Origin of the sequence: Lactiplantibacillus nangangensis, from assembly GCF_005405065.1 — a bacterium.
GTDB lineage: Bacteria > Bacillota > Bacilli > Lactobacillales > Lactobacillaceae > Lactiplantibacillus > Lactiplantibacillus nangangensis.
The window spans coordinates 1-26,811 of record NZ_BJDI01000010.1 but is presented as its reverse complement, the minus strand read 5'-3'; the positions used below and the strand labels follow the sequence as shown (position 1 = coordinate 26,811).

Genomic DNA, 26,811 nt, shown 5'->3' with positions numbered 1-26,811 from the left:
TCATCCCTCCCTAGTCATCCGTTTCTTCATCATCAAATATCGGGTCCGCTGTGCAACGGCAATTAAAGTCCTCACCAGGCAATAGGTCTGCTGTTTCGTAGCTATAAATGGCTCCTTGACGTGCTGCATGCCCAGGTCTAACCCGTTCATCTTCCATCGTCTCCCACTGAAAATTGTTGATACCCGCAGCTTGATGGCGTCGCTTGGTTAACTGGCCGTATATACTGCCTGATTGATCACGGGCAATAAATGAAGCACGGTCCCGGCTCATGTGTGCTTGATGTTGAATTGTTTTCCCTATCTCACTGTATGATTGTCCTTCAGTAACACCACGATAAATGGCTTGCTCAACCTTAGTAGCATAGTCATCGCGAATACCTTTGATATAGCTCACATTTTCAGTTATCTTACCTTTAATGTAGTCTTGAAGTTGTGCCTCGCCGGCCAATGGATTCACAGCTAGCTCAACAGGCTGGTTCTCTGGCACAGTCGCAGTAGCTGTTAAAGTAGCAGACTTACTATGTGCCACAACCTGAGATGTGACATTATTACGATTACTGCTATCAATTGCTCTCATATAGCGAGTAACCATATCCTTGGCATCACCATCTGTAAACGAACCGATAATCAGCTGTTTAAGTTTGACCATTAATGATTCAATCCAATCAATAACATCATCACCCATCAGTGCATCATGAATACCACGGTCAAATGTCGGCTTTATTTCATTCTCTAACATTAGCAGCGTGACGCTCTCAATTAGAGTTACACCCTTTTGAATATCACGGGCATAGGATTTTTCAATTGGAATTGGAAACCGTGTCTTTGGCACTCTCATGACTATTCAAGGCCATTCATTTGAATAACATGATATGGTTGACGAACAACCACACCACCAGTCCGAGCACGGTAAGGAATTTTATAAATAAAATCTTCGTTTGGACCAACAACTGGACCAGCATTAAGATTTTCACCAATCAGTAAGTTCATAGTTGTCGCGCTTGCGTCGAACATTAGCCCACAACCTTTTGAGGTTCCAGTAGCTTGCTCCAACATATCAACCGTTTCAATCGAACTAAACCAACCAGCATCAGCCAACACTTGACTCAGTGGTCGTGCATCATAGTCACTGTATCGTTTAGTTAAAGCAGTAGCGGCAAATGTAGGCAGTACTAGTAGTGGCTTAATTCCATTCATTCCGGGTTGGGTCACTAATTTGTTACGCTGAATACGTAAATATTCAAAAATATCTTCTGGTGTCATGTTTTCAAAGGTTGCAGTGGCTTTATCTGTCCGCTCCTTATCAGCAATCCCTACAAGCCCTGGAATACTTTTTTTCTTATCACCTAACCAAACAGCTTTTTCTTCGAATTCACCCATGGCTCGACCAACAGTAGTAGCCTGTTCAGTGCTTAAATTAATTCCTGCGGCTTGTGATTGTAGTAATTCGTCTTGAGTGTAGCTTACCCCAGTTGCATACGTTGAGATTTGCCGAAATTCTTGATCATAATCTTCACCACTAGTACCACGTTCGTTTGAGTTTTCGCCAACCCAATGCGCTTTACCGTATCGTTTAACGATCCGGTAACTATAACTAGTTTGATATGGTTGCAGGGTGATTGGTTGAATCAACTTCCGCGCTTGCAATGTCGATAAAGCCGTTTCATACAAGACATTGTCGACCGCCGTTAATTGGGCTTGTGTAACACCTGCAAATACATTATTTCCTTGTGGCATAAATTATTAAGCCTCCTATCGTAAATTGAGTTCCAATGCAGCTGTTTCTCCCGCCTTAGCATCAGTTCTAAAATATCCAACATATACTGTGCTGGCAGTCGTACCCGTTTCAGCCGTTTTTCCATCACCGGCGTCGGCGGGTTCAACACCAGTTGCTGATTTGAAATAACCATCAGTGTCAACAATCGCTTTTTGACCTTTTGAAACATCATCATTTACAGGTACATAAACTTGGCCTTGACGAATAACACTAACAACATCGTCTGCATCCCAGCTAACATCGTGTGGTGCTGATAACGTCCAGCCCTGAGTAGCCGACTTAAATGAAGTTACCCCATATACATCGCTACTATCAGTTGCAACGTCTAATAAACCTTGATCGTTTAACTTAACTGCTTGACCCAAGCCTAATTTTGTACTGGTATTAAAATCTGTGTTAATTCGGGCACCGCGAGTATCAGCTAAATGTCCCGCACCGGCACCGGTGTGAGTCCAACCATCGCCCATTTCCATTGGCATAGTTAATTCCTCCTTTATTTGTGTGCTAATTCATACGCATGTGATAAACGATATTGAGGTGAAGTAGGGTCTACACTATCTTTATGCTGACTAGCACTTTGCACATCAATACCACCCATTGCTTTAGGCTTTTCGGCCATAATTAATGAATAAGCACCGTCCACATACGCATCATCTTTACCATCAAGATTTAAATCCTTGTGACTAGCTAAAATAACAGCTGTTTTAATATCACGACTCGATTTACCCTTAAAGTCAAAGCTATCATCTAACCGTTGCGCAGCATCTGCTTGCAATTGAACCCGTGCATCAATCAAGTCTTGCATTGAATCCTGCATACTCTTTAATTCACTCTGAGCAGCATCTGCCTTAGCTTCATTGGTGCTACTGGACTTCTTAGCATCATTATTATCAGATTTTAGTGACTCAATCTGTTTTTTTAAGCCAGCAATAGTCTTATTGGCTTCTTCAAGTGAGGTTGCACCCGTAGTTGCTTTATTTTGTTCGTTTTGAACTGCAGCCGCAGCATCTTCTGCAAGTTCATATGTCGCACCATCAATAATAATTTTCTTCATCTTGGTTCCTCCTTGATCATTTTTAGTTGTACCAGCATACCCATCATCTAAAATCTGCGTGGATAATGTTGCATCCTTTGAATCAAAGTGCGGAATGCTTACATCATGGCCTGCTCGACCAGCAGATACTACTGCAACATGATTACCTTTGATATTGGTTTGAACTGCATCATAATGTTGCCCAGCAAACTCCCCAGAACGTCTCTCAACATCGGCCTTAAAACCAATCGACAACTCACGGCGTTTACCATCATGGATTTCCTGAATGGTCGTTGGATCCGTAATAGTCATATCAACGACCATTTGACCGTCTTGCATGTGGGCATTTGAGTGCGTCATTCCAACTGAATATTTGTTGATATTGCGTGCTGACACAAACTCTTGTGGATGTTCATTGGTAACCGGTTTGTTGTTAAAGCTGCCCACACCGTCCTGTAAATCACTGGGAAGCTTGGCTTCTCGCAACATAGTGCCATCCGCAAAATAATACGGAAACACACCTGAACGGCTTATTGGACATGCTTTAACATCCAGATAGCCTTCATCAGTTAAATGTGAATCAGTTATCTCGGCACGGTCATACCGTGTAACTTGCATTTAGATCACTTACCTTCCCCTCATTCCTATAGCCAGGACCACAGCACATCGGCACTACTTCTTCACAATAGTGTTTAATCATCTTGATTAGCTGACATTCCGGAATAGATTTGCTTGGCCATTGCTTTAATCTGCTGCTCGTTAAGTGGCATTGCATCATTATTCAAGGTCGGTCCAGCTGCACCGGAGTTATCCTTTGGAAAGCGCATTGCTGCAATTTCGTCCGGACCAATTACGCCATTTTGAATATAGGCTACATCTGATTGTGCTAAGTATTGTCGGGCTTGGGCATCCGTTAATTCATCAACTTGCCACATTGGGTTAAACGTCAACTTCCAATCCAATTTATCTGGATCATCAGTACCGCCAGCAACGCTTGGGCACTGCATCAGATATTTAATCAGTGTTTCTAACTGTGGACGCAACTCATTTTCTTGAGTGGCTGCAATTGATCCGTAATAAGTCATGCTGTCATACTGTGCACCAGCAACAGTCCCCGCTGACTGTCCTTTTAGGATAGTCTTGGGGATTCCAGTACCCATTGATAGGTAGTCCCAAACGAAGTCTAGTAAGTCAGCTGCACCGGTTACGGTTGTCGCTTCCTTGGTCAAGTCTTCATTGTTACCAATTACAGCTAACGCATTCGTATGGAACTGATAGTTAGCCTTGGCCGATACTATTGCTCGTTGTTCCGCGCTTAAATCGGCAGCATCCTGCGATTTATAGACCTTGAACACATAGTCGAATAGGATTTGACCGACTGACCACAGCGCTGAGTCTCCAACTTTGACGGCGTCATTTAACGTTTGAAGTAATGACGTACCAAACTCATCATCTTCTAGTCGGCTAATAGAATGGTGGAAGTATCGGCTAGCATCAAACACTTCAATAATTGGCTGCGTATCAGCATCCTCCGGTGAGCGAGCTAGCGTAAAGGCGCCATTATTAGGCCGCGTACTAATCTGAATCGCTTCTTCTTGCCCATATCGGCTATCCCATGGATTCAAACAAATTAACGAGTTCTGCACAATTTTGCTACTAAACGCATTCAAATAAGTGATGTTGTTTAGGTGTGAAATGTCCAATGGAAGCGTCGTGTCAACCTTAGTCCCGGTCTCCTCTAGCCCCATTGCAATATAGCCATCGCCATACAGGCGAGCCAATCGAAACTCATCGGCAAACACCTTCTTAGGATTCAAAGCATTTAGAGCGTCATTGTATGCAGTTTGCTTGGAGGCATCGTTAATTGTCAGCGTCCACCCTGATTTGGTTAAGTCATCAGCTGGCATATCGACAATTTTCTTAGCTAACGGGTTAGTCTTATACAGTTCTGATAAATCTGTTTTAGAGACTCGATCAGCTCGAACAATGTGTTGTCCTGCTAAACCATCTCTCGCACCAGATTTCCCCATGCCAGCCATAAAATCGTTAAACTCCTGGCTATCATTATGTTGAACCGACTTTGATTTAAATAAATCAAATAATTTCATTGAATCACCTCACTTTCATAGTCCCCAAATTTCTGCTGCACTCATGCCATGACCCATATGATCTAATGCTTGTGTCATGCTATCAACCTCGTCATCATGAGGTGCATTGGGGAAAGATATTACTTCCGTCTCAAACTCTTGTTCCCAAGCTAACCATGCTGGGTGTGGCACATATATGTTGCCAGCTTCCCATAGTGGTGTCACACTGTACGCTCGTGACTCTTTACCACCATCTGGCGTTATTGGTGTAATACCGCTTAACTTATGCTGTAACGTATCAATGATGGCACTTCCGTTGGCCTTATCTTCTACATATTTAGTCGTTGCTTTAGGCCACCTTGTCGTCATTGACTCGATCGCCGACAATGTTTCAGTGAAGCTCATGCGACCATGTACACGATCTAACAAGTAACGGTCCGAACCACGGCGAGCCCATACTTGTCCAGCTACAAAGTCGGAGGTATCAGCTTTCTTAAAAGTGGCGTCCCAAGACTGCACTTGTTGATCCAAGTGCATCGGCAATATCACAACACTGCTTGGTAAACCAAGTCGCACTCGTGTACTAATATTTGGTACATAGTAATGGAACCAATCCTGTTTGAAAATTGCGCCACCTTCCGGAGCTGGCCGTTGCTGATAGAGTGCCGCCCATACTCGTGACCCAACACCTTTTTCAGTTATCTTCGCCCAATCGGCGTCGTAGCCAAGTTCCGGACATAGTGGCTCACCAATCTTGCGGCCAAGAATATCATCATTAGATTCAGCAATTGCTGGTAATCGAATTTCTTCCCACGGATAAGCCTTTTGTCGGAGTAACCGTCCAACCAAATCATCTTGGTTCCAGCGTGTCATGATCACAATACAGCTTGAATTGTCATGCAAACGAGTACTAAACGTTGACTGCCATTCATCCCATACTTTGTCGCGAATCGTTTGTGACTCGGCTTCTTGCGCATTTTTAACCGGATCATCAATAATAAGTAAGTCAGCACCACGACCAGTTGCACCAGATAGAATTGACGTTGAAAACATGCCGCCATCATGACCTTCAATTCCCCATTCAGACGCACTGGAGGTTGATTGGGATATCTGCAGGTTAAACAGTTCCGGTGCGAAACGAGCAAACTTATCACGATTCCGACGCCCAAACTTGTTGTATAAGTCTTCCGAATAGGTTGCCATCATAACTTCCTTGTCCGGATTATTCATAAGGTAGTAGCTTGGAAAAGTCTCGGTAATACTTGCCGATTTACCATGTCGTGGCGGCATTTCAATGATAAGAAAAGCACGCTCACCGTTTATGATCCGCTGCAAAGCGTCACATATCAGTTGAACGTGCTTATATAGATAATATCGATTGTCATGAGCATAACGGAAATAGTACTTATACAGCCGCTTGGCCAAAGTTCTTTCAATTTCATGCTGCATAATTTGTTTAGCTGTCATCGGCATCAGATTCACCCTCCAACCGTTCTAAGTGTCGTTCAAGTTCACCCGTGTCCATTTCGTCAAATGACGTAACCTGCTGACCACCATGATTGTTACCCAACGATTCAATCATCCGTTGCTTTTCGTGTGTAGCCCGTAACAATGAGTTATTAACTGAGGTCAAGGCGTACTCTAACTTTATCAAGTCGTCAACTTTACGATACTCAGTCACCGTACCGCCTGTGCTTATTGGCTTGTTTGAACCTTTTGGTATGATGAAACTGGTGAATTTATTCGATTCAGGCTTGCTGTCTCCTTGCAGTACGTTAATACGTTTTTGTATACGAAATTGACGCACCTTTAGTTCTCTAATCTGCGTATTAATCGTCACCAGCGGGTCGTCCGTAACTTGCTCAAAGATAACCTGTTCTTCCTTGGTTAGTGCACCCATTGTAATAGTTTCATATTGTCCGGTAGTTACCGCATTCTTATTGCCTGACGGTGCACCACCGCCCTTGTTACCCACTGCATACTGGTTACTAGGGGGTGCACCCTTTTTAGATGCACGGGGTGCACCCTTTTTTCGCCATTTATGACGTGTCCGCCATGACTTCACCGTGTTCACACTAACATCATATTTAGTGGCAATATCCTTATACTTCATGCCATTTATATAATCCTGCTCGGCATCGTCAATCCTTGCCATCACACATCAACCTCACCTCCTGCACCAAAGTGTTTGTTTCATAATCATTACTTGATATAATTAAAAATAAAAGGAGTGAGAATCATGTCCATATTTACTTATAAACAATTATCCCATTCAATAGAAACTGGATCAGGTAAAATAGCTGACGGTCGATTCAATTGTCCATTTTGTCAAACTAAAAATGCTGCATACTCAGCATTTCTCCATGCAGAGTTAGATTCTGATGATTCAAATTCAGAAATACGTGTATTGATTAGGGTAACGTGTAGTCTTTGCTCCAAGGAATCCATCTATATTTGTGACATTACGGCTTACCCCTACATACCTGATAGCCCAACAGATGAACTAATAGATTATGATTGGGATAACTCAAGCCTTGTTGATTCACTGATTTATCCACAAGAAACAGACAGTAACATTCCATCCCCCAATACGGATATGCCTGCTAATGTATTAAAAACATACACTGAGGCTTCAATGGTTTTAAAAGACTCTCCCCGAGCGTCAGCCGCCCTATCACGTCTCGCAATTCAACAGTTAGTGGATTGTCTCGTTGACAACGACCATAATCTCAATCAAAAAATTGGTGACCTTGTAGCTGAAGGCCTACCCATTAAAATAAAGGAGATGCTCGACTCAGTTAGAGTAATCGGCAACAATGCCGTTCATCCTGGAGTGATTGATTTTGATAATGTTGAAAACGCAACCTCATTGGCTACTACTCTCTTAACCATGGTCAACTTAATAGTCCAGTATGAAATCACTAATGCTAAAGCATTGGAAGAAACTTATAATCTTCTCACTGATGGTCAAAAAAAGGGTATCCAAGATCGTGACTCTCATTAATACTTTTATGCACTTCTAAAGCGTCCTGCTGATTAGCAAGGCGCTTTTTGTCTTTTATCCACTTATCTAACCGCGCATCAGCCTGAATCCACTCACGGGTCTCGTAACCGTATTTACAATGAATCATCCTAGACATGGCTATCGACTTCTTTGCTACAGTTTACGTACAGTTTTTCCCCAATCTTCAATGACTTCAACTCGATTGGCATCGCTTCTATTTTAATTTTCATAGTGTACCTCCTAATTTTATGTAAAATAAAAACGCCATAATTTAATGACGTTAAACGTAAGTTACTATAGGTTAATCGTATGCTGGAAAAACTCATTATTGACAGACTCACAACGACTAGCTACATACTTGAATAGCTTCCTTTGAGAGCCAATCACATCTGACTTGGTATGAATATTTTTTCCATTTAAAAATCCCAAAAAAAGATCAGCTGGATCATCATTGAATTCAGGAGGAATAGCCGATAAAACAATTAAATCATTCGGCTTAGCACTCGGGTAGTCGTTTTCCTGGAGCCTCCCACTATCATCTAAGAAAAAAGTATATCCATACACAATTTTATGATTTGTTCCCACAATCATAAAATTTGTTTTAGCATCTTTCTCCATAAGTAAACTACTATTTTTTTTAAAGAAATCACGAAAATAGTTCAGCAAACTTTCAATGCTCACAGAATAATCAACAACGGCCAGTTCTTTTTTCACAAACTCAACGACACTTACATTTCCAGTTGCACCTATATAAATTGTATTACCCGGGACAGCTTTAAATTTAAAATACTTTGTATGTCCTCCTTCTCTAGTACCATCACTGTTACTTACTTGACCGTCACTAGCTATACTTATAAATCTTGGTGAAATTACTGCGTTTACAAAACTCAATTTTCCATCCCCAATCTCTAACTACATAAACAATTATGCACCAAATCTGAGGCTCATGTATCAAAAAAGCCCAGCATTCGAAGACTGGACTTTACACTAAGACTAACGCCAACGACCGAGAGGAGCACGTCATCTCCTATTTAATCGCTGGCGGATATTCCTGACTGGATTCGAACCAGTACCCGCACAATTATAAGTTGTGAGCTCTGCGTTGAGCTACAGGAATAATAACCACGGCATTCAGGACGTACCTGCCGACTTAACGGTTGCCGTGGGATTGACATCAAATTAATAGGCAGGCTTGTATTCAATAATTAACCAAGGAGCCGAACAAAATCTGTAAAACTGTATGCCTGCCTAACGTGGCTTGCTGGGCTCGAACCAACGACAATCGGTTTAACAGACCGACGCTCTACCAACTGAGCTAAAACCACAACTGATGATAGGCTTAAAAGCTGGGGTGGCTTACCTATCAATCGATATTACTAATATAAACCCCTTTTTCATGTATTTACCGGAACTAACACGGAAATTTGTCGGAAATTACTCGGAATATTGTCGGAGTAATTTCAGCCTTCGTCATAACGTGCAACAGGCTCAGGCTCATACTTTTTAACAATCAAGTTTTCAACCTTATCTGGATAAATTTCAGCAAAGGTCAATTGGGCTTGCTTTAAATACTTGTTGAAAGTTTTATCCGAGATGTTCAAGCTAACCATGCACTTAGTTTTTGAATAGTGCTTAATGTAAAGTAACGTCAGCAATTTGGAATAGATTTCTGACCCTTCATCTATCGTAATTGCATCAATCACTCTAATAACCAGATTTGCCATAAAATCAGCATTAGATTTATTTACGTGCTTGTCCTCAATTGAATTACCGTAACTAGGACTCTTAGGCATTCCGTCCATAGCAGGGCTCTGCAAATTAAAACTAACTCTCTGCGCCCGTAATCGCCATTTACGATAACTGTTTAAAACCCGATCTGCATTTACAATCGTCCGTTCTTTATCAACACCTTTAAAAATGCTCTCCATCAGTGCCACCCCTTGTTTTGACTGTGCTATAATTAATTTTGTGGAATTAATCATGCGTGGCCTTGGGGCTGCGCTTTTTATTTGCTGTCACCTTACAATTCCGCCTAATCATTCCCAAATAATTCAAACGCTTGCTGACGTATTTCCCAGAAATAACGTTCATGATGAATCGTAGCTTTGATTTCCTTGGTAGCCTCCTTGATCCGCTTCATGTCTTTCTCATAACGCTTCGGATCATGTTCGCTTGCCAACTCATGAATTAGGCCGAGCTGCATATAAATCTGCGTTTGACCGTCAAGACTTAACTCCATTCTGTGTGCCTCCTAGAAAGCGACTGACCAAGCTAGCAATATAACCTTGATAATAAAGATCAATGCCACCACAAGCGCAATGATTATTAGCGACCCTTTACAAATCGTGCCAATGATAGCAATCAGGTCCATAACCGAGTCAGTAAATCTATTCATTCGTGTCACCCACCTTGTATGGCGCGTACGTGTGTTTGATTCGTTTGGCTGCCAAAATATTCTTGCTGTGTTCTGCTGCGTGTAATCGCATGCGACGCCGCTTCTTTTTGATTTCCGACCGCTTTGCATGTTTCCGTTGCTTAGTCATCCTTGACCTCCTCAAGTGCCTTGTCCCAATCAATTGCAAGTTGCTTTTTGCGTGACATCTCGCCAATTTCTTCCATTGTGAACTGTGTTTGAGATCCAAACACATCACTGCCACCTGTGTAGTAACGTTTGTCTTTATTGTTTCGGTTTAAATAAGTACCATCTGTAGTTCTTAAGATGTGTACTCTGTAAAGTTTCGGGTCTCGGTCTTCAACCAATGTCCCAGCAAACTCAGTTGCTAGCATGTAAAGCTCCTGTAGATGTGGGAGTGATTGACTGAAATTGACACCAAGCCCAAATCGAATTTCTCTATCGATGTATCCAATTACGCCACCGTGGTATTGCAGATAAACACTGTTCTTTGTCATACTTACCTTGTAATTATCGTCAAGAGCCTCAAATCGGTGCTTAAATTCACTAGTTTTCATCAACATTCACTCTTTCAACTTGCCAACCATTAACGTTGACTATTTTATTTAAATTCAGCATTCCTTTGACCCGCCACGTTTCTCCGTGCAGGTATTCCTGTATTGCGTAATTTAACGCAATATTTCGATGCCACTCATTTCCGCGGCTAATCGTCACTCTGATTTCATCCACCTACTTGATACTGATAATTTGTTCTGTTCGATAGACATGACAGTTACTAAGCCAACTCCACTTACATTTTTAGAGCTTGCATAACCCTCTTGTCTAATTCATATTCATAATGCTCATGAACGGCGCTTGTGCAGTTAGGACACGCCTGCACAACCACTACGCCGCGCATGATTTCGTTGTGAACAACTTTGGTACCATGACATAATTTACACATTAAAAGTCGACCTCCCGTTTGTCTGGTGTTGCTTCCGTAAACTTGATAATGTGGCCGTTAACGCCTTTATACATCCGTGATAATAACTTCGGATTGTAAATGTCGGCCAATTGATTGCTTTGTAAATTCGTTGTGATGATCGTGCGCCGCCGCTCGTTTAGAATCCCGAACAACACGCGTTGGACGAACTCACTAGCCTCGCTGGTTTGCTTCTTGAACGAAGCCTCTGAACCCAGATCATCTAGTACCAGCAAATCGGCGTTTGCACACAGCTCAATCATGCTCGCTTCGGTGTACTTGCTGTCTGGGTAGCCGAAGCTGCTGCGGATTAATCCCATGAGCTTGTTGACGCTCACGAACAAACACGCCATTGGCACTTGACTATGCTTGTTCACGGCCTTAAGCATGGATAATGCCAAGTGAGACTTACCACGCCCTGGCAAACCGGTAAGCACCGTGTTGTACTTCGTTTTGGGGTCCAGGTATTCGCCAGCAATATGCCGCGCCAGTCCCAAATTGCGCTTAGCTTCTTCGCTATTCGGCTCAAAGTTCTTGAATGTCGCTTGCTTAAGGTCATCATCATCAAGAATTGAGTCCCGCTTCAAAACCTCAATCGTGTGGAAGCGCTCAAAACGAGTTTTCATGCGTTTAGCACGTTCTTCGTCCTTTTTGTCGATGCTCTCACGCGAGCAAACCAAACAAAACGGTTTGTGACCCGCCATGTAAACCATGTTGACGTGGTGCTTTGGGCAAACCTGATCACTTTTTTGTAAACCGTGCAGCGCTTTAAATTGCAACGGATTAGAAGTCATTTCTGACATAGCTTTGAGCCTCCTTTGACATTGGTGTCTGCGAGCCACTAGAATTAGGCTTGTCCGGTGGTGTCATATCGTACTCGTCCATCCAGCCGCGGCCCCGTAACCAACTTGCTAGGTTCTTGGTATAAAACTCTTTAGTACCGTTCAACTTCAGATATGCCTTATACTCATTGATTTTTGAGACAATCTTATCTAGACCGATACCTTCAAGCTTGGCAGAATAATACGCATCATAAGATTTTTGAAAGTCAACTTTTTTTGGATAAATATTCCAAACATTTTCGGTAAATTCCCGGAGAACTTTGTCGCGTGGGTCTGGTTTATCTTTATTTTTGTTTACTTTACTTTCCTTTTCTTTAATTTGTGCATTAATGTCGTCATTAACATCACTTGAAACAAAGTTAATGTCGTCATTAATCCAATACAACGTTGGTTTCTGTGATTTTCTCCTTTTAGTCGCATCTAAATAGGTTTCTTGGATTCGTTGGCTCGTCAATACCTTAGCCGAATTGAACAGTTCCTCACTAAAGGTTCCATAAGCAATCAAGCGGTTAACGATTTGATTAGCTAAATCAGGAGACACGCCCTCAATTCGATTAGCTAACTGCATTTGCTTTAATTTATTCCACTGCAAGTAGTATCCGTTTTGGTACACCGCAGACAGCAGGTAAATCATGAACAAAACACCCTTTGGTCCAAACTCTCCCATAATTGCTTCCGTTTTATCATTCACTGCAAAATCAACGTCGAGTGGAAAGTAATCTAAACCCTTTTTGATTGGACGTGCCATTTAAACGCCCCCTTATATTTGTTAATGGGCCTCACACCCGTTCGGCGGATTCAGTCGCTGCTGCATTCAAGCCAATTCTATTTTCATAAATTAAATCTATTTTTTACTACCATTCACCGCATCAAAGATATCTTGTTGCTCTTGCTTAGTTAATTCAGAATCAAGTTTATCTGACTTTGTGCTAGATTTACCCCCGTCTGCCTCATCATTCGGACTGTCATAGTTGGTAGCATCATCCGTAATATCTAGCCGGTCATCTACTAATTGACCATCATCAGTCAATTCTTGTGGTTGTTCATCCTTGCTAACAGCATTCTGCATCTCGATGGACAAGATACCCCAACGACCTAGCATGCTACGAAGAACGGTCTTGGTGGCCATAGCATCATAGTTATTTAGCCATACACCAGTTAATGCACGCTTATCTTTATCCTTATTATTCGCAATCCGATGTGCTTCTACTTGATCACGTGTCCAATAGACGGTCTTGGTAAACCCATTAAGTAGTTCAAAATAACCTGCATATCCCACCGCTTTATCAGAAGTAGCCTTGCTAAAGTCATACTTAAGCTCCTCAGCTAATGGATTCCATGAAATAAATGCTCCTTCCGGAATCGGTGCAACATTCAACTTACGGTATTGACCTGATCGTTGTGCAAGCTGGATATAGCCCTTATATCCAATAATTAATTGGGCTTTCTTCTCCCACCGATTTGTTTCCTTATTTTTTCCGTTAAAAGGAACGATGTAGGCATACCCAAGATTAGGATCAATGGGTAAATCTAAAGTAGCTGCTACCATGGCACTAGTCATGATGGACATTGGCTGTGCATCAGCCAGATAACCGTTGGTGTTAACGACGTTAAGTACAGAACTCACAAAACCTGATGATTTATCCTTTAAAACATTTTGGAACTTTGCTTGAATCGTAGGTGACTCCAGCAAGACCTTAATTGAAGCATTCTTCGCACTTACCTTTTGCGGTTGTTGATTCAGTGCTTTACTCAAAGTATTATTAGTAGCCATCTTTATTTCTCCTTAATCCGTAATACGCGGTTACCCCGCTTGGTTAGCCGATTAGTAACGACAAAGTGGTTTGACGTGCCAACTTCGGTAGTCAACATTGCCTCTCTGACTTTGTTTTCAGTTGTTTTAATGTCATCAGTATAAGTCTTGAGCCCTTCTTTAAGGTGCTCACGTTCAACGAGAAGTTTGTCCAAATCGTCATTTAGAATAATTGGCTGACCTTCGGTCTTATGATGTAACTGTTTCAACGTGTTAGTGGTTGAATCTGTTCCATCTACTTCTGGGGGGACATCTTGGATAATGTGTTTCTGCCACCAATCAACAAGTTGCTGGCGCATTGTTGCAATCAACTCATCATCACGATCTACTCGCTTAGTGATAAAGCGATGTCCACCAATCAAGGTGGCAAAATAACAATACGGCCGGTCAAGAACCATCATGTAATGCTGAACTTGTAGCAAATAGGCCGGCGGAATCTCATCATCCGTCCATTCGGAAGACTTGAATTCCATTGCTGTTTTAATTTCCAAGAAGCCTTCTTCTCCAACGATGTCACGATCAATATCGGCACGTAAGAAGTCATACTCTGGATCAACAAACGTTTTATTTTGTCGATGCACCTTCTTGCCGGTTTGCTGCTGGAACTCTTTAGCAAGAATGGGTTCCATGATATTGCCCCAGTGGGTGAATTCATTGCCACTATCATCAATTGGTAAGCGACCAGTTTTATCTGCCCACACTTCAAATGGTGAGCGCCAACTGTTAAAACCAAGAATGGCAGATACGTCAGAACCACCAATGCCTTTGCGACGATGTTCCAACCACTGGTGACGATCCATTTTATAGGTCATTTCAATCTTCGGTTGTACTCGTTCCTTAAGCTCGCTCATTATCTAGGCCTCCTAGCTTCGTGTTCAGTACCATCACCATCAAAATAAACAAGGATTGCTTGATAATCATCTTGTAAGACGTGCGAACCATAATCATATTCGCTGGCTTCGTAACCCTCACTATCAAGATAGCCGGCAATTGTGTCAGGGTCATCCATAACATAATCGCCAGAATAACCGTGGTTGACTTTCCAATAATAGGAATCAGGATCTACGTCGTTATCGTTTACGTCCATCGGCAAATACCTATCTGGCTCATAGTCACCAGTCATCAATTGAGCGTCCTCTGAACGGTTCAAGCCATCCAGCATATCAACTAAACTCATACTAGCCACCTCCAAACGAACTTGATATGTTGCACCAAGCTAGGTTTTGGAATAAACTGGATACATAAACTTTTTTCGGAAGTTTGTAACTTGGCCGTGTGAGCACTTGCGATGCTTGCACGGTTTTTTTCATACTTATGAATTGCGCTAGCGGGAACTTTTCTTATCTTCATGTGCATCCTCCTCCTTAAAAATTTCGTGCATTTCTTCCATGGTTACGTTACGATACTTGCGATCAGCTAAGTTAAAAGTAAACATGTTCATTCCTCCTAGATTCCAAATAGTGTTGCTGGTAACTTGACTAGCATGCTGATAGTTGCCGTCCAGCCGTTCTTAGTAGCATAAATAAACGGAGCTGCTAAGGCTAAAATTTCCACAAAAAACAACATTTGATTGCCTCCTCAATCTGATAAACCAACGCCAACAAACGCAATAACTACAAGCAATCCAACATATCCCAAAAGGCTCATGTTCATCCCTCTTTTCGTAATGCAAATGCCTTTATTTGACCATTGAGTCGAATCTGTTGCTTTTCATCTTCAATAGTTTGTTTAAGGTCCTTACCTGCGTTGTCGTCCATAAATCGTTGAATTTCAGTTAATGGTACTGACAAAGAACTCAATTTGAGCGCTTTGATCAAGCCCAAATCAATCAACGCATTAATGTTTTCATAACTAGTCCGCAAAGCTTTGGCTGTATCAGCAATGCTTAACGTGAATCTGATTTGATTTTTTTCATCCATAAAGTAGTTTGAAGCCATTTAAATCACCTCACATTAATTTGTAGCTATTTTGCTTGAGTACCTTTTCTCGCTTAGCAGCGAGATCCTGCATACTGCAACCAAGGTAATTGCTGACTGCAATCAGAAACGGATATAGGTACTTAATTACATCGTAACCTTGATAAAACGCTTCGTAAGGGTCTCGCATGTCAGCAACTGATTCTCGGGGACGTCCTAGCTCATCTGTCGCACTAGTAAATGCTTGAATTGCTTGATTGCATTCTGCAATAACACGATTATCCAGGTTTACTGCATCCATCAACTGGTAGTGATTCGAAACAATAGTTGGAACAATCCCACCAGAAATCTGGTTCAATATATCCAACATCAATTCCTCGTTATGCGATGGTAGCTTGTCTAGCAACTTTTGAATCTGATCAAGTTGCAATCCGCTCTTACCAGTAACAAGCTTTGAAATCATTGCTTGTGTATATCCCAAGTCACTTCCTAGCCCCATTTGCGTTTTACGATTCAGCCGAAGCGTCTTTCCCAATGTTTGTTTAACATTGGCAGACGGATAAATAACAATTTTATCTGCCATATAATTTCACGTCTTTCATAATTTATTGAGTTGTACAACTGCCACAACTGGCACAATTTAAATAATGAAACTTGAAACAATTGTTCTTTGAAAATTAAATATTGATCTTTAACAACTCGAATATCCGACGTGCTTCATCAATATTGCTCTCGTTAATTTGATACACATTTGAAATACCCAGATGAAATCTAATGATGGTTTTGATGGCTGTGTCCAATGAATAAGCCTTTGGATTCTTGCCGTAATTCTTATTTACAAAATTGGAAATGTCATTTTTAAGCCCCAGCCAAGCCGTGTTTAGTAGTGCTATTCGAGCGCAGTCTCGCTTGGTCACTGCCGCCTGGAGTCATATGCCTACAGTAACTGACACTTTACAAAGACAATCAAGAATAATTAGCACAGCAATGAACAATATTCCTGTGGCTGCATATGACATGCCCTCTATAGTTGCAAGACAAAATATCACGGCGTCCAACTTAACCACTCTACATGTACTTGGCGTTCCACCAATACACAAGCAGTCCTTAATCAACTCTGCTATGAAATCGGTTAATCTTCAGAAATCTTTGGCGTTGTCTGTAAACAACGCTTTAAATTTACAAATTCAAAATATTACCGCGTACGATATGAGCCTTGGTACAAAATTCAATAATGTTTCAAATCAGCTTGGCTTAAAACAAATTGAAAAAAGTAATGCTGAGCTTGCTAACTTAATCAAGCTACTTGGTGCGGATCAGATGAATGATGTTTTTGATACTTTGTACCACTCTTCGTCTGAGTTTGAACCATCCAAGCCGTCTAAAGAGCTCGTAGAGTCCGACAAAGAAAACATACCCATAGACCAAGTAAACTACGACAGTCAGAATGCCACCCGTAAAGTAAATCAGACCGTGAAGGGTTTCACTAACCAAATTATTCAACGTTATCAGTCCCTTTCTGAGTCAAAAAAGTTCCTCTTTAATGCCGTGATTGGTGAACTTGTTTCATACGTAATTGGCGTTATGTTTAACAATTTCGGTGTCACTGGAACCGTCATAATATTGTTCTTGCTTATTTCTCCGGGCTACAATAAAAAATGAACCGATTATTCTCTTTATGCGATAATTAGTGTAAGGAGGTGATAAACATGGATGCAAATATTTACTTTGATGAAGGACACGTCTCTGTTAAAGGTCTCAAAACTATTACAATCAACACCATAATTCAGGGTGAGATTTCAACCAAAGTGCTCAGTGTTGAAAACGTTAAAGATGGCCTTACGTTGGAACATTTAAATAGTACGTATGTCTTTACCGGTACTAATACTGTTGCGGTATTAGGAAAAAAGATCCGTTTCATTGACTTTTTTAGTAAAGACTAAGTGTCAATCTGTATAATTCCGTAATGGCTGCAACCATTGCGGAATTTTCATTTTCAATTGCTTGTTTGATCTCCTTAATCAGATATTTATCTAATTCAATCAATTCAGATTTAGTCATCATTTTCTCCTTTGGGAGCTTTTCTAATAACATCAAAGCCATAATGTGAACGGATTTGACCTTTATCATATGGTTCATTTGAACGCTGCACTTCTTCCAAATGGTACTCACCAGTTAATGTTCCAGTTAATAGATCCGCCAATATTTTTTCCATTGACATTAACTTGTATTTTTTCTCGCTCATTCTCCACCACCTTTCATAACAACAACCAACCTATAACCTCAAAGCGCGTGATAATTTCTAATCCACCTATCCACTCCTATGCGATAATTAGCGTAAGGAAGTGAATACCATGAAACTAATCTTACTGACAAGTGGTCTTACCAACTCTAATTTAGTAACCATCGCTTGTGCTATTCTCACAGCATCGGTAACAGTATCATCGGTCTATTTTTCTCATCGTCTAGGACAGCGAAAATACTTTACAGAAATAAAAATTCGTAATAAGTCCGAAAGATATGAGAATTTCTATTTACCGTTGCTGAAAACAATTTATTATGAATCCGACAATACAGGAATCTGGCTGGGCGCCTTTTATAAATACCAACGTCAAAACATTTATTACTCACATAAAAATGATCCTAAAGACCATGAATCTTTCAAATATGCTCCATACAACGATGAAATCGTGGAGTTTATTATGAGTAACCTCAAATATGCCTCGCCGGAGCTACTATCAAAGTGCTTGAGATATTCAAAGGTTTCTGCTTCTATATATTGGTCCGCCCACTATACACTGTATGCAAACCATGCACTGACAAACGAGTCTGACAAATTCAATAAAATCAATACTGAAGTAGAAAAATCCGTCTGGTCTAAGTACAATGACGAAACACTTCAAGCACTTGCAGAGTTTGTACCACTTATTGAACAAATATTAGAAGAAACACAAGCTCTATCAATAGACCTGCAATCAAAAGACCTGACCACACCGCTAAAGCAAAGTTTGAGAGTCGGCCAAGAGAATTCAAATAGACTAATAAAAGCTCTAAAAGAGTCAACAGATTTTGAATTAACGTTGATACGATCATTATCACCACTTAGCTAGCCCCCTTTTTATCTCAAATAATAATCGACACAATTGGTAGTTTCGTAACTTACCCTTTAGTGCATTAGATAAACAACAATGAATGGAATAATGAGAGCTACAACGAAAGGCCAAACAAATTTTGTCAAGATAGGATGACAGTTAGAAAAACTATTAATTTTGACAACAACTTGTGGGTGCCATTTGATTTTCAATTGCTCACCACCTTTCATAACAACCGCTAACCTACAACCAGCCAACGCCTGATAATTTCTAATCCATCTGTTCACTCCTATGCGATAATTAGGTAAAGGAGGTGATATTATGCATCACGTATTTGTACATGTTCAAAACGGCAGTTCTTGGAAAAACATTTCTGTTGATATGAAGAATTTGCCAGATCTAAATGATACATTTGCTATTAACACAAACGGTCCTTGGTACTTAGTTAAACATCGGACATTTGCACCAAAAGGCTCTGAGTACGAAGTCGAACTTTGGACGGTTAAAACTTCTGCTACTGACGTGCTTAAGAATATAATTTAGAAAATACATTTAATTCCACGGGCTCAAGTCGCTGTTTAATCGTCTTGAGCTTTTTTAATCCATTGGATTTTAAATAATCAGATTCCTTATTAGTTACCAACTGCACGCTATTGCTTAAATAATATCCAGACGGCAAATGTGTAATTGATTGAATTTCTGCAACATTTTTATTAGCACGCCGCGTATACCCAACTAATTCATCACTAACCGTAATGTAATCACCTACTGTAAAAAACATCTTCTCGCCACCTTTCATAACAACCACTAATTCATAACTGCAAAAAGCGTGATAATCGATTGTGGAGCTAATCATCTTGTTTTACTTTTTGCAACCCCAGTGAACAAAAAAATAGAATCAATTGGCTTTCCAACACCATCAGATATTTTCTTGGCCATTTTTGGAGATGGCTCTCTACCATTTAGTATCTGGGATAAATATCCGTAAGAAATACCGTGTTTTAAGGAAAACGAGCGAACAGTTTCACCTTTCAGACTAATCAAGCTTCTTAATTCATCGGTATCTTTTACTGGTAAAACAACTGACATTTTCTTGCCCCCTTTCTTTATTACAAGAATAACTATAAACCATCGTTTCACTTTCTGCAACCACTTCGAACAATAACATTTCACTTTTTGCACTTTTTTGTTTCACTTTTTGCTATAATCCAGTCATAGAAAGGAGTTTGACGCAATGAGTTCATCTGACAATTTACGCAATGAAGTTCTAAATTTTGGGCCTAAAATTAAAGAGATCAGAAATGATAAACGATTCACGATTCGTCAAGCTGCTCTTCAAGCCGGAATCTCTTCGTCCTTTTGGTCACAGGTTGAAAATAAGAAGCGAGAGATTCCAAGACCAAATACGCTAAAGAAAATGGCAGCCGGTCTGCGCATTTCAGACAAAGAAATCTTTGAATTGGCCGGAATCACTGCAAATACTAGTGAAGAAGAGCATTCGACTAACAAAGACCATTACTATGATTTAACTGAAAAGGATGAACGTGGCATTGATAAAGAACTAGAAGATATGATGAGCGGACTTGATTCTAAGAACTCCTTATCATTCTTTCAAAATGGTGCAGAACTTTCAGATGACGACAAAGAGTTATTGAAAGCCTCCATGCGTCAGACACTCGAATTATCGAAGCAATTAGCGAAAAGAAAATTCACGCCAAAGAAGTATCGTCACGGTGAGGAATAGTAGGAGCTGGTTATATGGAATGGTGGATTGAAAAAGATATCGACCATTTAACAAATAAGTTTGGGATTCTTAATGCCTTTGAACTTGCCAGTGAATTAAATATTAATGTCCAGTTTAATCATCTCGGCAGTGCTATTTATGGCTACAATAACAACTCGCATAGAATTCCAATGATCGTTATCAATAGTGAGATTGACGAAAAAACGCAGGAAGGTGTTTGTTTCCACGAAATCTTCCACTTGCGCCATCATAAGGGATTTAATACGCAGTTTTTTGCGGTCAACACAAATAGTCTACTGTCAGACAGAAATGAAATTGAAGCTAACAGGTTCATGCTAGCTATGCTTCGTGACGAGTATGGCTGGAGCAAACAGGAGGATGAACTAGACTTTCTAGACTTCTTTAAGTTGCCCCATGAATTAGCCTCATTGATTTAGGAAGATGCGCTAGGACTACAAATAGACGACCTACATGATGTTGGTGAAAGCTATGGTTTGAACTATAAGCGCGTAAAATAATCAATATGACCAGCTAGGAAGTCTTTAAAAGCTAACCTTTGGGGAGAAAATCAGATAAAAGGATGGGGCCTTTTACCTTTGGAGGAAGTTCATATGGATAAGAAGTTTTGCATTAAATGTGGAAAAGAGATTCAGGAAAGCGCAGAATTTTGCCCTTTTTGTGGCACAAAACAAGAAAATGGCGCTAAGAGCGAACAAAGTACAACAGTACACACTCAAATGGAAACTATCGACAAGCCATATAACGAGAGTTCAAATCCAAATCTAATCAGTTCAACAAAATTGTTGTTTAGGGACTCGTTCAAGATAGACAAACGTATGGGTCGCGCTGACTATTGGTGGGCACTGCTTGGAGTAACACTAATCACATTCGTGATAACTTTCGTTTATAGCTTTATTATCGGTGCTATCACGGGTATTGGATCAGAATTACTAGAATTTAATATAGATGGTTCACCGACAGGAACTACTATTGCCCTCTTCGTACTTTTAGCAATAATGTTAATTTATTCAATCTACATCTTTATCATTGGGCTCACTGCTGAATTCCGCAGATTACACGATATCGGTTTAAGTGGTGCGTTTTGGCTAATAAATTTTGTACCAGTTATCGGTAGTTTAGCAGTGTTGATTATGATGCTGCAGCCATCAAGACAAAAAGGAAACAGATATATCAATAAATAATTACTTGGCCCCTAACTCGGGCTTTTATTTAAGAATAAAAAGGATCAAGCAACCGCCCTTTGGAAGGTATCATCAACGCTAATAAGGCAAAGCAGTCTGCTGTCCCCTCTGGCATCGTTGGCGAAATTAGAAAGCGATGCAACTGTTCGATGACGGAATTTTGACCGAAGCTGAGTTCAAAACGAAGAAACGGCAAGTGCTAGGGATATAAATGTAACAATGGATTCATCCCCTAATGAGTGAAACATAGATGACTTTGAAGCAAAGTATTACTAGAATTGTTGGAATTTTAACATATCCACTAAATAAATACAGGAGTGAGCATTCTTGACAGTTGAAGGAAGCCAACAAATCATAGACACACTGAAGAAAAATTATCTTGATGAAATTAAATATATCATGGGTGACTTAAACACCGATTATTCTAGATTTTCGTGGGCAGAAAGTAGGCACATTGCCATCTACTTAATAAGAGCTTATCGAAAATCCATGTCTGAAAGCATTACCACTAGTGTTATGTTCGCCCACAGTAGTGATCAAGACACATTCACATTCATTGACCTGGAAGCCCAAACTCACAATTTTGAGTTTGAACAACTATACAGTACGAAACAGTTTCTTCAATATTTTGCCAATAAAAACTTGGTAGAAAAATCAATTATCAGTAAGACCATCCCAAGTTCCTTATCATTTACTGTTTTGTTTAGAAATTCACCACTAGTCAATCAATTGGACGACTTATCAAAATGGAGCAAAGAATTTGTAGATCACGAATACAATTACTTTCAAACAGAATTGATAAAAAACAATAAAATTGAAAGCTTTCCTTTAACACAAACCCAGTTATTTGTAGATAATTACCACTTCGATGAAATGTTAACTTCGATTAATGATAATCAATTTACCGATGAATTCAATCAGTGTTTATTTGCTTATCAAAATCAAAAATGGTTTCTTTGTGCCGCTGCATTAGGAAGCTGTCTAGAACACCTCATGCTACTTACACTGATAAGCTATCATAAGGAGGGACAATTAGGACGCAATCCCACTGCAAAGGACTATCTCAAAGCATTTACAAGAGAACCCATTAGTCTAGACTCACGACAACAAACCTTCATTGATACACTATTTAGATTGCGAAACTCGGTAGATCATCATAATAGTGGTATTACTTCTAAAAGAATATGTGATATGTTACTAGATGGTTTAAATGTTGTGTACAATGAATATTTTTTGCCATCAATTAAAGGTGCTCAATAGTTTTTCCATATTATTAGCATCAATTGCATCTGCAGTAGAATAAGTAACCTTTCCGTTACCGTCGTAGTCATAATATTTTAAATTTTTATCCCTTGGTAAGTCATCTAGTTGTCTTTCATCACGATAGAATTGCAATGCTCTTACTAGTAAGTTACGCTCTCGATCAGTCATATAGAAGCACCTCTTTTTCCAAAATTATATCACCTTATTTATCAATAATGGCCCTATTAGGGCTTTTATTTAACATATCAAAAGAACATACGTTTGATTTATATAAAATAGGCATTCACAACAATTTAGAAAGGAAGTTTTATCTATGCAGGGACATTTAAGAAAACGCGGTGATAGCTGGTACTACAGCTTTGAAGGTGCAAAGATTAAGGGAAAACGAAAACGTTTCGAAACATACGGTGGTAAAACTCGTGTCCAAGCTGAATCCGCACTACGTAAGGCACTAGATGAATATGAAAATGGCGGTGCACCAATCAAGCTATCAAATATAAGCGTCTCCGATTACTTTGATTACTGGCATAAAAATTTTGTTGTAAAAACTTTAAAATATAACACACAGACCAATTATCGTAATGTCATTGATAAGTATATAAAGCCTGCGCTTGGTATGTATAAAATGAAAGCTGTCTCTGCAGTCAGTATTCAGCAAGCTGTCAATAACTTGCCAACTAACTTAGCGAAGCACACAATCGATATTATTATTTCGGTTATCCGTAAAGGATTTAAAATGGCGGTTTTCCCCTATCAGGTTCTTAATCAAAATCCTGCTGATTATATTATTCCACCAATTAACAAAGATGATCTTGAAAGGACCGTCCAGGAACGTCGTACCGAGCTTAAAATCATCAGTTTATCTCAGTTTAAAGAAATTCTATCAATGGTCCCCGAAGCATCACCATTTTACTTACCATTACAAATCGGATTTAATACCGGTTTGCGCCGTGGGGAAATTTCGGGACTAACTTGGGACAACATCAATTTTGAAGAACAAACGCTGACTGTTAACAAACAAATGATCATGAAGCCTAAATCAGAATTTGCAATTACATCTCCAAAGACGAAGGCCAGCTATCGAACTATTGCGATTGGAAAAACTCTTGTGGAAATCTTAAAACACGCTCGAAAAGAACAACTAGCCAATCACTTGCGGTACGGAAAATTTTATTATGAAAGCAACTTTGTTTGTACCAAAGCAAACGGAAAACCAGTAACACCATCTGTTATTCATTATTATGCCGGAAAAGTTAGTAAAGACGTGGACTTTCCTTTTAATTTCCATTCACTCCGTCATACACACGCAACCATGCTATTGGAACATAATGCCAACTACAAGGAAATCCAACAGCGTCTTGGTCATTCAAGGATTGCAACTACCATGGATACCTACTCTCATGTTACTCAAAAAATGAAACGTGATACTGTTGATATATTTGAGCAAATGTTAGATAACAGTCATTAAATTTTGGTAGGAAGAATGCTATACAGGAGAATTTCTCATAAATTTGGTTGGAAGACAAAAACGGGAAATCTGTCTATTTTTCCTACTTCTAGGTTTCGAGGTAGGAAAATGGTAGGAAAATCAGCAAAATAAAAGAGCTCCGCTTGCGCGGAACCCTATTACGACGGCTTTTCTTCTTCGTCAGTTTTCAAAACAGCCATGAACGCTTCTTGCGGGATCTCAACTCGCCCGACAGCCTTCATCCGTTTCTTCCCAACCTTTTGTTTCTCAAGTAACTTCATCCGTCGAGTTCGGTCGCCACCATACAAGTGCGCGGTCACATCTTTCCGGTATGCCTTGATATTGGTACGGGCAATCACTTTGGCACCAATCGTTGCTTGGACTGGAATTTCGAAGTTTTGCCGTGGAATAATCGTCTTCAGCTTCGACGCGATCTCCCGACCACGTGCCGCGGCAAAGTCGCGGTGCGCAATAAAACTCAACGCATCAACTTTGTCCCCATTTAATAAGATATCGATTTTAACCAAATCACTCGCCCGATAGCCATCCAAATCATAATCAAGGGAGGCATAACCACGGGTGTTCGACTTCAACTTGTCGAAGAAATCAAAGATGATTTCAGACAACGGAATATGGTAAACCACATTGACCCGGTTATTATCCAAGTATTCCATTGTATCGAACTCACCACGCTTACGCTGTGCTAATTCCATGACTGCCCCAACGTATTCATTTGGCACCATGATCTGGGCCTTCACGTACGGTTCACGGATTTCCTTGAGTGATGAGGCTTCCGGCATTTCTGCCGGGTTCTCAACATCCTTTTCAGTGCCATCTGTCATCAGGACATGATAAGTCACAGATGGCGCCGTCGTGATCAAGTCTAGGTTGAATTCACGTTCAAGTCGTTCTTGAATAACATCCATGTGTAACAATCCTAAGAAGCCACAACGGAACCCAAAGCCTAACGCCTGTGAAGATTCAGCCTCGAATTCCAAGGCCGCATCGTTCAACTTGAGCTTCTCTAGCGCTTCACGTAAATCAGTAAACCGGGCATTATCGGTTGGATAGATCCCAGCATAGACCATCGGATTCATTTCACGATAACCAGCTAAGGCTTTTTCAGCCGGACGAGCGGCATTCGTCACCGTATCACCGACACGGGTATCCTGAATATCCTTGATGCTGGCCGTAATATAGCCGACATCACCAGCCATCAAGAAGTCACGCGCAATCGGTTTCGGTGAGTTGACACCAACTTCGGTCACTTCATACTCGCTACCACTATTCATCAATCGAATCTTGTCGCCTGGCCGCACGATGCCTTCATGCACTCGAACGCTCAACACAACCCCGCGGTAGTCATCATAGATTGAATCAAAGACCAAGGCTTTGAGCGGTGCATCGATATCACCAGTTGGTGCTGGTATCTTATGAACGACTTGTTCCAGCAGTTCTTCGATCCCAATACCGGCCTTAGCTGAGGCGAGCACGGCGTCCGAAGCATCGATCCCAATATCATCTTCAATTTCCTGACGAACTTTTTCAGGTTCCGCCGAAGGTAAATCAATTTTATTGATGACTGGGACGATTTCCAAGTCATCATCGATTGCTAAGTACACGTTCGCGAGCGTCTGCGCTTCGACACCTTGTGCCGCATCAACGACCAAGATCGCCCCTTCACAGGCAGCTAAGCTCCGTGAGACCTCATAAGTGAAGTCCACGTGTCCCGGGGTATCGATCAAATGGAAAATATAGGTCTCGCCATCTTTAGCCGTATAATGCAGTTCGACCGCATTCAACTTAATCGTGATGCCACGTTCACGTTCCAAGTCCATTGAATCCAGCACTTGGTCTTGCATCTCACGTTTCGAGATAGTATCCGTCAATTCAAGAATCCGATCCGCCAACGTTGATTTACCGTGATCAATGTGGGCGACGATTGAAAAATTCCGGATATGTTTTTGCCGATCTTGCATTGTCGCTTTATCCATTTATTTTCCTACTTTCTTACTAATTCCTAGTCTAGCCAATTATACCAACTAACCCCGACAATCTCAATTTTTCCGGTAAGTTAACCCCGCTGATATCATAAAAATGACCCCGTCACGACGACAGACGATCGAGTAGGAGGTAATTGATTATTTCAATTACCGACCTCTCACACCACCGTACGTACGGTTCCGTATACGGCGG

General features: G+C 40.7%; 35 protein-coding genes and 1 tRNA gene. 11 read left to right on the top strand and 25 right to left on the bottom strand.

Annotated elements, in window-relative coordinates; all coding sequences use genetic code 11:
• Positions 1 to 10 precede the first annotated feature (10 nt).
• From FFM70_RS09240 to terS, 7 genes are all read right to left on the bottom strand, one after another.
• Positions 11 to 832, bottom strand: coding sequence for a minor capsid protein (locus FFM70_RS09240; RefSeq protein WP_171002346.1), 822 nt, complete (start codon positions 830 to 832; stop codon positions 11 to 13).
• Between the two features lie 8 nt (positions 833 to 840).
• Entirely contained in the window at positions 841 to 1,737 is an 897-nt protein-coding gene (locus FFM70_RS09235) for a major capsid family protein (protein ID WP_137616568.1), read from the bottom strand.
• A gap of 15 nt (positions 1,738 to 1,752) precedes the next feature.
• A complete protein-coding gene (locus FFM70_RS09230) occupies positions 1,753 to 2,256 on the bottom strand; it encodes a structural cement protein Gp24 (protein WP_137616567.1) in 504 nt (167 codons plus the stop codon).
• Positions 2,257 to 2,270: 14 nt separating this feature from the next.
• Positions 2,271 to 3,428, bottom strand: coding sequence for a DUF2213 domain-containing protein (locus tag FFM70_RS09225; RefSeq protein WP_137616566.1), 1,158 nt, complete (start codon positions 3,426 to 3,428; stop codon positions 2,271 to 2,273).
• Positions 3,429 to 3,502: 74 nt separating this feature from the next.
• On the bottom strand, positions 3,503 to 4,918 hold the full coding sequence (locus FFM70_RS09220; protein ID WP_137616565.1) for an anti-CBASS protein Acb1 family protein: 1,416 nt from the start codon (positions 4,916 to 4,918) through the stop codon (positions 3,503 to 3,505).
• Positions 4,919 to 4,933: 15 nt separating this feature from the next.
• Positions 4,934 to 6,370, bottom strand: a complete 1,437-nt coding sequence (terL, locus tag FFM70_RS09215; RefSeq protein ID WP_137616564.1) for a phage terminase large subunit — start codon at positions 6,368 to 6,370, stop codon at positions 4,934 to 4,936.
• Entirely contained in the window at positions 6,354 to 7,052 is a 699-nt protein-coding gene (gene terS / locus FFM70_RS09210) for a phage terminase small subunit (RefSeq protein WP_137616563.1), read from the bottom strand. Before terS ends, terL begins: the two co-directional genes overlap by 17 nt.
• 84 nt (positions 7,053 to 7,136) lie before the next feature.
• Between terS and FFM70_RS09205 the strand changes: the two genes are divergently transcribed.
• Positions 7,137 to 7,901, top strand: coding sequence for a DUF4145 domain-containing protein (locus FFM70_RS09205; protein WP_137616562.1), 765 nt, complete (start codon positions 7,137 to 7,139; stop codon positions 7,899 to 7,901).
• Between the two features lie 294 nt (positions 7,902 to 8,195).
• On the opposite strand, the gene FFM70_RS09195 is transcribed toward FFM70_RS09205, so the two are convergent.
• The 13 genes from FFM70_RS09195 to FFM70_RS09135 form a co-directional block, all read right to left on the bottom strand.
• Positions 8,196 to 8,792 (bottom strand): hypothetical protein, encoded by a 597-nt coding sequence (locus FFM70_RS09195; protein WP_137616560.1) that lies wholly within the window; start codon positions 8,790 to 8,792, stop codon positions 8,196 to 8,198.
• A gap of 361 nt (positions 8,793 to 9,153) precedes the next feature.
• A tRNA-Asn gene (locus tag FFM70_RS09185) sits at positions 9,154 to 9,226 on the bottom strand.
• 135 nt (positions 9,227 to 9,361) lie between these two features.
• Positions 9,362 to 9,829 carry an ArpU family phage packaging/lysis transcriptional regulator gene (locus tag FFM70_RS09180; protein ID WP_137616559.1) on the bottom strand — a complete coding sequence of 156 codons (468 nt, stop codon included), beginning with the start codon at positions 9,827 to 9,829 and terminating at the stop codon, positions 9,362 to 9,364.
• Between the two features lie 104 nt (positions 9,830 to 9,933).
• Positions 9,934 to 10,140 carry a hypothetical protein gene (locus tag FFM70_RS09175; protein ID WP_137616558.1) on the bottom strand — a complete coding sequence of 69 codons (207 nt, stop codon included), beginning with the start codon at positions 10,138 to 10,140 and terminating at the stop codon, positions 9,934 to 9,936.
• 148 nt (positions 10,141 to 10,288) lie between these two features.
• The gene (locus FFM70_RS13865; protein WP_171002345.1) at positions 10,289 to 10,444 is read right to left on the bottom strand and encodes a hypothetical protein; all 156 of its coding nucleotides are present in this window, start codon (positions 10,442 to 10,444) and stop codon (positions 10,289 to 10,291) included.
• A complete protein-coding gene (locus FFM70_RS09170; RefSeq protein ID WP_137616557.1) occupies positions 10,437 to 10,871 on the bottom strand; it encodes a hypothetical protein in 435 nt (144 codons plus the stop codon). Before FFM70_RS09170 ends, FFM70_RS13865 begins: the two co-directional genes overlap by 8 nt.
• 385 nt (positions 10,872 to 11,256) lie before the next feature.
• On the bottom strand, positions 11,257 to 12,078 hold the full coding sequence (locus FFM70_RS09165) for an ATP-binding protein (RefSeq protein ID WP_137616556.1): 822 nt from the start codon (positions 12,076 to 12,078) through the stop codon (positions 11,257 to 11,259).
• Positions 12,059 to 12,865, bottom strand: coding sequence for a DUF4373 domain-containing protein (locus tag FFM70_RS13950; RefSeq protein ID WP_223877469.1), 807 nt, complete (start codon positions 12,863 to 12,865; stop codon positions 12,059 to 12,061). The genes FFM70_RS09165 and FFM70_RS13950 overlap by 20 nt, the downstream gene beginning before the upstream one ends.
• Before the next feature lie 96 nt (positions 12,866 to 12,961).
• Complete coding sequence (locus FFM70_RS09155) at positions 12,962 to 13,891, bottom strand: recombinase RecT (RefSeq protein WP_137616555.1); 930 nt, start codon at positions 13,889 to 13,891, stop codon at positions 12,962 to 12,964.
• 2 nt (positions 13,892 to 13,893) lie between these two features.
• Positions 13,894 to 14,781, bottom strand: a complete 888-nt coding sequence (locus FFM70_RS09150) for a YqaJ viral recombinase family nuclease (protein WP_137616554.1) — start codon at positions 14,779 to 14,781, stop codon at positions 13,894 to 13,896.
• Positions 14,781 to 15,107, bottom strand: coding sequence for a hypothetical protein (locus FFM70_RS09145; RefSeq protein WP_137616553.1), 327 nt, complete (start codon positions 15,105 to 15,107; stop codon positions 14,781 to 14,783). Before FFM70_RS09145 ends, FFM70_RS09150 begins: the two co-directional genes overlap by 1 nt.
• A gap of 472 nt (positions 15,108 to 15,579) precedes the next feature.
• A complete protein-coding gene (locus FFM70_RS09140; RefSeq protein ID WP_137616552.1) occupies positions 15,580 to 15,867 on the bottom strand; it encodes a hypothetical protein in 288 nt (95 codons plus the stop codon).
• 10 nt (positions 15,868 to 15,877) lie between these two features.
• Positions 15,878 to 16,429, bottom strand: coding sequence for a helix-turn-helix domain-containing protein (locus FFM70_RS09135; protein ID WP_137616551.1), 552 nt, complete (start codon positions 16,427 to 16,429; stop codon positions 15,878 to 15,880).
• Between the two features lie 350 nt (positions 16,430 to 16,779).
• On the opposite strand from FFM70_RS09135, the gene FFM70_RS09130 reads away from it, so the two are divergent.
• The gene (locus FFM70_RS09130; RefSeq protein WP_137616550.1) at positions 16,780 to 17,508 is read left to right on the top strand and encodes a hypothetical protein; all 729 of its coding nucleotides are present in this window, start codon (positions 16,780 to 16,782) and stop codon (positions 17,506 to 17,508) included.
• Positions 17,509 to 17,555: 47 nt separating this feature from the next.
• On the top strand, positions 17,556 to 17,789 hold the full coding sequence (locus FFM70_RS09125; RefSeq protein WP_137616549.1) for a hypothetical protein: 234 nt from the start codon (positions 17,556 to 17,558) through the stop codon (positions 17,787 to 17,789).
• Between the two features lie 110 nt (positions 17,790 to 17,899).
• Here the strand turns inward: FFM70_RS09125 and FFM70_RS09120 are convergent, their stop codons facing one another.
• Positions 17,900 to 18,091 carry a hypothetical protein gene (locus tag FFM70_RS09120; RefSeq protein ID WP_137616548.1) on the bottom strand — a complete coding sequence of 64 codons (192 nt, stop codon included), beginning with the start codon at positions 18,089 to 18,091 and terminating at the stop codon, positions 17,900 to 17,902.
• A 109-nt stretch (positions 18,092 to 18,200) separates the two neighbouring features.
• Between FFM70_RS09120 and FFM70_RS09115 the strand changes: the two genes are divergently transcribed.
• Together FFM70_RS09115 and FFM70_RS09110 are read left to right on the top strand one after the other, a co-directional pair.
• Positions 18,201 to 18,956, top strand: a complete 756-nt coding sequence (locus FFM70_RS09115) for a hypothetical protein (RefSeq protein ID WP_137616547.1) — start codon at positions 18,201 to 18,203, stop codon at positions 18,954 to 18,956.
• Positions 18,957 to 19,259: 303 nt separating this feature from the next.
• Positions 19,260 to 19,481: a hypothetical protein gene (locus tag FFM70_RS09110; protein WP_137616546.1), complete on the top strand. Its 222-nt coding sequence runs from the start codon at positions 19,260 to 19,262 to the stop codon at positions 19,479 to 19,481.
• Here the strand turns inward: FFM70_RS09110 and FFM70_RS09105 are convergent.
• Together FFM70_RS09105 and FFM70_RS09100 are read right to left on the bottom strand one after the other, a co-directional pair.
• Positions 19,465 to 19,719 (bottom strand): hypothetical protein, encoded by a 255-nt coding sequence (locus FFM70_RS09105; RefSeq protein ID WP_137616545.1) that lies wholly within the window; start codon positions 19,717 to 19,719, stop codon positions 19,465 to 19,467. The genes FFM70_RS09110 and FFM70_RS09105 overlap by 17 nt on opposite strands.
• Before the next feature lie 71 nt (positions 19,720 to 19,790).
• On the bottom strand, positions 19,791 to 20,027 hold the full coding sequence (locus FFM70_RS09100) for a helix-turn-helix domain-containing protein (RefSeq protein ID WP_137616544.1): 237 nt from the start codon (positions 20,025 to 20,027) through the stop codon (positions 19,791 to 19,793).
• A 145-nt stretch (positions 20,028 to 20,172) separates the two neighbouring features.
• Here FFM70_RS09100 and FFM70_RS09095 point away from each other — a divergent pair, with 145 nt between their 5' ends.
• The 5 genes from FFM70_RS09095 to FFM70_RS09075 all read left to right on the top strand — a co-directional run bounded on the left by FFM70_RS09095 (position 20,173) and on the right by FFM70_RS09075 (position 23,144).
• Positions 20,173 to 20,682, top strand: a complete 510-nt coding sequence (locus FFM70_RS09095; protein WP_137616543.1) for a helix-turn-helix domain-containing protein — start codon at positions 20,173 to 20,175, stop codon at positions 20,680 to 20,682.
• Positions 20,683 to 20,696: 14 nt separating this feature from the next.
• A complete protein-coding gene (locus tag FFM70_RS09090) occupies positions 20,697 to 21,119 on the top strand; it encodes an ImmA/IrrE family metallo-endopeptidase (protein ID WP_137616542.1) in 423 nt (140 codons plus the stop codon).
• Positions 21,120 to 21,293: 174 nt separating this feature from the next.
• Positions 21,294 to 21,884, top strand: a complete 591-nt coding sequence (locus FFM70_RS09085) for a DUF805 domain-containing protein (RefSeq protein WP_137616541.1) — start codon at positions 21,294 to 21,296, stop codon at positions 21,882 to 21,884.
• Positions 21,885 to 22,020: 136 nt separating this feature from the next.
• Complete coding sequence (locus FFM70_RS14120; RefSeq protein ID WP_137616674.1) at positions 22,021 to 22,095, top strand: SHOCT domain-containing protein; 75 nt, start codon at positions 22,021 to 22,023, stop codon at positions 22,093 to 22,095.
• A 116-nt stretch (positions 22,096 to 22,211) separates the two neighbouring features.
• Complete coding sequence (locus tag FFM70_RS09075) at positions 22,212 to 23,144, top strand: hypothetical protein (RefSeq protein ID WP_137616540.1); 933 nt, start codon at positions 22,212 to 22,214, stop codon at positions 23,142 to 23,144.
• Here the strand turns inward: FFM70_RS09075 and FFM70_RS09070 are convergent.
• Positions 23,124 to 23,315, bottom strand: a complete 192-nt coding sequence (locus tag FFM70_RS09070) for a hypothetical protein (protein WP_137616539.1) — start codon at positions 23,313 to 23,315, stop codon at positions 23,124 to 23,126. The genes FFM70_RS09075 and FFM70_RS09070 overlap by 21 nt on opposite strands.
• A 145-nt stretch (positions 23,316 to 23,460) precedes the next feature.
• Here FFM70_RS09070 and FFM70_RS09065 point away from each other — a divergent pair, with 145 nt between their 5' ends.
• On the top strand, positions 23,461 to 24,615 hold the full coding sequence (locus FFM70_RS09065; RefSeq protein WP_137616538.1) for a tyrosine-type recombinase/integrase: 1,155 nt from the start codon (positions 23,461 to 23,463) through the stop codon (positions 24,613 to 24,615).
• A 158-nt stretch (positions 24,616 to 24,773) separates the two neighbouring features.
• Here the strand turns inward: FFM70_RS09065 and lepA are convergent, their stop codons facing one another.
• On the bottom strand, positions 24,774 to 26,609 hold the full coding sequence (gene lepA, locus FFM70_RS09060) for a translation elongation factor 4 (protein ID WP_137616537.1): 1,836 nt from the start codon (positions 26,607 to 26,609) through the stop codon (positions 24,774 to 24,776).
• Between the last annotated feature and the right edge of the window lie 202 nt (positions 26,610 to 26,811).

Bases quoted from the DNA above. Each gene is read 5' to 3' on its own strand.
- FFM70_RS09235 (WP_137616568.1), bottom strand. From the start codon at position 1,737: ATGCCACAAGGAAATAATGTATTTGCAGGTGTTACACAAGCCCAATTA.
- FFM70_RS09230 (WP_137616567.1), bottom strand. From the start codon at position 2,256: ATGCCAATGGAAATGGGCGATGGTTGGACTCACACCGGTGCCGGTGCG.
- FFM70_RS09225 (WP_137616566.1), bottom strand. From the start codon at position 3,428: ATGCAAGTTACACGGTATGACCGTGCCGAGATAACTGATTCACATTTA.
- FFM70_RS09220 (WP_137616565.1), bottom strand. From the start codon at position 4,918: ATGAAATTATTTGATTTATTTAAATCAAAGTCGGTTCAACATAATGAT.
- terL (WP_137616564.1), bottom strand. From the start codon at position 6,370: ATGCCGATGACAGCTAAACAAATTATGCAGCATGAAATTGAAAGAACT.
- terS (WP_137616563.1), bottom strand. From the start codon at position 7,052: ATGGCAAGGATTGACGATGCCGAGCAGGATTATATAAATGGCATGAAG.
- FFM70_RS09205 (WP_137616562.1), top strand. From the start codon at position 7,137: ATGTCCATATTTACTTATAAACAATTATCCCATTCAATAGAAACTGGA.
- FFM70_RS09180 (WP_137616559.1), bottom strand. From the start codon at position 9,829: ATGGAGAGCATTTTTAAAGGTGTTGATAAAGAACGGACGATTGTAAAT.
- FFM70_RS09175 (WP_137616558.1), bottom strand. From the start codon at position 10,140: ATGGAGTTAAGTCTTGACGGTCAAACGCAGATTTATATGCAGCTCGGC.
- FFM70_RS13865 (WP_171002345.1), bottom strand. From the start codon at position 10,444: ATGACTAAGCAACGGAAACATGCAAAGCGGTCGGAAATCAAAAAGAAG.
- FFM70_RS09170 (WP_137616557.1), bottom strand. From the start codon at position 10,871: ATGAAAACTAGTGAATTTAAGCACCGATTTGAGGCTCTTGACGATAAT.
- FFM70_RS09165 (WP_137616556.1), bottom strand. From the start codon at position 12,078: ATGTCAGAAATGACTTCTAATCCGTTGCAATTTAAAGCGCTGCACGGT.
- FFM70_RS13950 (WP_223877469.1), bottom strand. From the start codon at position 12,865: ATGGCACGTCCAATCAAAAAGGGTTTAGATTACTTTCCACTCGACGTT.
- FFM70_RS09155 (WP_137616555.1), bottom strand. From the start codon at position 13,891: ATGGCTACTAATAATACTTTGAGTAAAGCACTGAATCAACAACCGCAA.
- FFM70_RS09150 (WP_137616554.1), bottom strand. From the start codon at position 14,781: ATGAGCGAGCTTAAGGAACGAGTACAACCGAAGATTGAAATGACCTAT.
- FFM70_RS09145 (WP_137616553.1), bottom strand. From the start codon at position 15,107: ATGAGTTTAGTTGATATGCTGGATGGCTTGAACCGTTCAGAGGACGCT.
- FFM70_RS09140 (WP_137616552.1), bottom strand. From the start codon at position 15,867: ATGGCTTCAAACTACTTTATGGATGAAAAAAATCAAATCAGATTCACG.
- FFM70_RS09135 (WP_137616551.1), bottom strand. From the start codon at position 16,429: ATGGCAGATAAAATTGTTATTTATCCGTCTGCCAATGTTAAACAAACA.
- FFM70_RS09130 (WP_137616550.1), top strand. From the start codon at position 16,780: ATGCCTACAGTAACTGACACTTTACAAAGACAATCAAGAATAATTAGC.
- FFM70_RS09125 (WP_137616549.1), top strand. From the start codon at position 17,556: ATGGATGCAAATATTTACTTTGATGAAGGACACGTCTCTGTTAAAGGT.
- FFM70_RS09120 (WP_137616548.1), bottom strand. From the start codon at position 18,091: ATGAGCGAGAAAAAATACAAGTTAATGTCAATGGAAAAAATATTGGCG.
- FFM70_RS09115 (WP_137616547.1), top strand. From the start codon at position 18,201: ATGAAACTAATCTTACTGACAAGTGGTCTTACCAACTCTAATTTAGTA.
- FFM70_RS09110 (WP_137616546.1), top strand. From the start codon at position 19,260: ATGCATCACGTATTTGTACATGTTCAAAACGGCAGTTCTTGGAAAAAC.
- FFM70_RS09105 (WP_137616545.1), bottom strand. From the start codon at position 19,719: ATGTTTTTTACAGTAGGTGATTACATTACGGTTAGTGATGAATTAGTT.
- FFM70_RS09100 (WP_137616544.1), bottom strand. From the start codon at position 20,027: ATGTCAGTTGTTTTACCAGTAAAAGATACCGATGAATTAAGAAGCTTG.
- FFM70_RS09095 (WP_137616543.1), top strand. From the start codon at position 20,173: ATGAGTTCATCTGACAATTTACGCAATGAAGTTCTAAATTTTGGGCCT.
- FFM70_RS09090 (WP_137616542.1), top strand. From the start codon at position 20,697: ATGGAATGGTGGATTGAAAAAGATATCGACCATTTAACAAATAAGTTT.
- FFM70_RS09085 (WP_137616541.1), top strand. From the start codon at position 21,294: ATGGATAAGAAGTTTTGCATTAAATGTGGAAAAGAGATTCAGGAAAGC.
- FFM70_RS09070 (WP_137616539.1), bottom strand. From the start codon at position 23,315: ATGACTGATCGAGAGCGTAACTTACTAGTAAGAGCATTGCAATTCTAT.
- FFM70_RS09065 (WP_137616538.1), top strand. From the start codon at position 23,461: ATGCAGGGACATTTAAGAAAACGCGGTGATAGCTGGTACTACAGCTTT.
- lepA (WP_137616537.1), bottom strand. From the start codon at position 26,609: ATGGATAAAGCGACAATGCAAGATCGGCAAAAACATATCCGGAATTTT.